Annotated in this window: 2 protein-coding genes; one reads left to right on the forward strand and one right to left on the reverse strand. The window is 64.7% G+C overall.

Annotated features, from left to right (window positions below; genetic code table 11):
* Positions 1–42 precede the first annotated feature (42 nt).
* Positions 43–1,260, reverse strand: coding sequence for an RNA-guided endonuclease TnpB family protein (locus E0T84_RS31505; RefSeq protein ID WP_138746420.1), 1,218 nt, complete (start codon positions 1,258–1,260; stop codon positions 43–45).
* Positions 1,261–1,282: 22 nt separating this feature from the next.
* Between E0T84_RS31505 and tnpA the strand changes: the two genes are divergently transcribed.
* A partial coding sequence (gene tnpA / locus E0T84_RS31510; protein WP_212757747.1) for an IS200/IS605 family transposase occupies positions 1,283–1,593 on the forward strand: 311 nt, incomplete at its 3' end.

Raw genomic sequence — 1,593 nt, forward strand, 5'->3', positions numbered from 1 at the left:
TTGACGTGCTCCCCGCCATGAATGGCGGGGATTCCCGTGCGGCTATGCCGCGGTTGGGGTGCTTCCTGCTTCATCGCCTCGCGCATCCCGTGTGTTGGGAGGACTTACCGAGGCTCCACAGGCGTTTAGTCTCTCTGCCCGCCCGGCAGCGAGAATGATCTTGGCGGCGTTGTGGTCGCGGTCGTGGACTACCTCGCACGCCGGGCACATCCATTGCCGGATCTGTAGTGGGAGTTCGTCGAGGCGGTGCCCACACCCGGGTGTAGAGCAGGTTTTGCTCGATGCCAGCCACCGCGACACCGGGTGCACGCTGCGCCCGTAGAGGTCGGCTTTCTCGCCAATGATCCGCACGAACTGACCCCACCCCGCATCGCTGATCGCGCGCGCCAACCGGCGGTTTTTGACCATGCCCACGATGTTGAGGTCTTCGACGTGGATCACTTGGTTGTCGCGAACCAACACCAAAGCCCGCTTGTGGTGATAGTCCCGCCGAGCACGGGCGACTTGATTGTGCGCGACGGCCACCTTGCGCCGCGACTTGTCCCTGTTGGCTGATCCTTTCTGCCGGCGAGATTTCTCCCGCTCCAACCGCCGCAGCTTGCGCAGCTTGCGGCCCAAATGCTTCGGATTGTCGATATCCGACCGCCCGCCATCGGTGGTGGCGGTCGTGGCCAACCTCGTGATCCCCATATCCACCCCGACCTCTTGCTCGACTACCGGCAGTGGTGAAGCCGGCACCTCGACGACGAAGCTGGCGTAAAACTGGCCATCGGGTTCGGCGATGATCGTGACCGACGATGGTGTGCTGGGCAGATCCCGTGACCAGCGCACCCGCACCTCGCCGACCTTGGCCACAAACAGCCGGCTGTTGGCGCGGATCGAGAAGCCGTTGCGGGTGAGCCGAAACGACTGCCGGTGATCCTTGCGCGATTTGAACCTGGGACGACCGACCCGCCGGCCCTTGCGTTTCCCGCTGCCCGAGTCGAAGAAGTTGCGCCACGCGCGGCGCGAGTCGTTGACCGACTGCACCAACGCCACACTGGGCACTTCCGACAGCCAGGCCCGCTCGGTGGTGGTCTTGGCCGCAGTGATCACGCGCCGCTGGATCTCGCTGTCCGACAGCTTCACCCCGGCCCGATACGCCTCGTCGCGCACCCGCAGCGCGTCGTTGAACACCACCCGAGCGCACCCGAACACCCGCGCCAACACCTGTTGCTGGGCCGGTGTCGGTTCGATGCGATACCGATAACGCATCTGCATACCGCAACCGTAGAGATGCCCACTGACAACAACGACCTATCGCCGCACCCGCCACAGCGTGTCGCTGCTGCACGCCCACCTGGTGTTCGTGACGAAATACCGCCGGAAAGTGTTCACCGACGACATGCTCACCTTCTGCGAGCACACCATGGTTGAGGTGTGTACCGAGTTGGGCGCCGAGTTGGTCGAGTTCAACGGCGAGGCCGACCACGTGCACCTGCTCGTCTCCTACCCACCGACGCTGGCGATCTCCACGCTGGTTCAGCGGCTCAAGGGCCGCGCCGCCTACGCGGTGCGCCACGAATACACCGGCGCGTGTGTCCGCGCTCGCAT

Origin of the sequence: Mycobacterium sp. DBP42, from assembly GCF_005924235.1 — a bacterium.
Classification (GTDB): Bacteria; Actinomycetota; Actinomycetes; order Mycobacteriales; family Mycobacteriaceae; genus Mycobacterium; species Mycobacterium syngnathidarum.

Bases quoted from the DNA above. Each gene is read 5' to 3' on its own strand.
- E0T84_RS31505 (WP_138746420.1), bottom strand. From the start codon at position 1,260: ATGCAGATGCGTTATCGGTATCGCATCGAACCGACACCGGCCCAGCAA.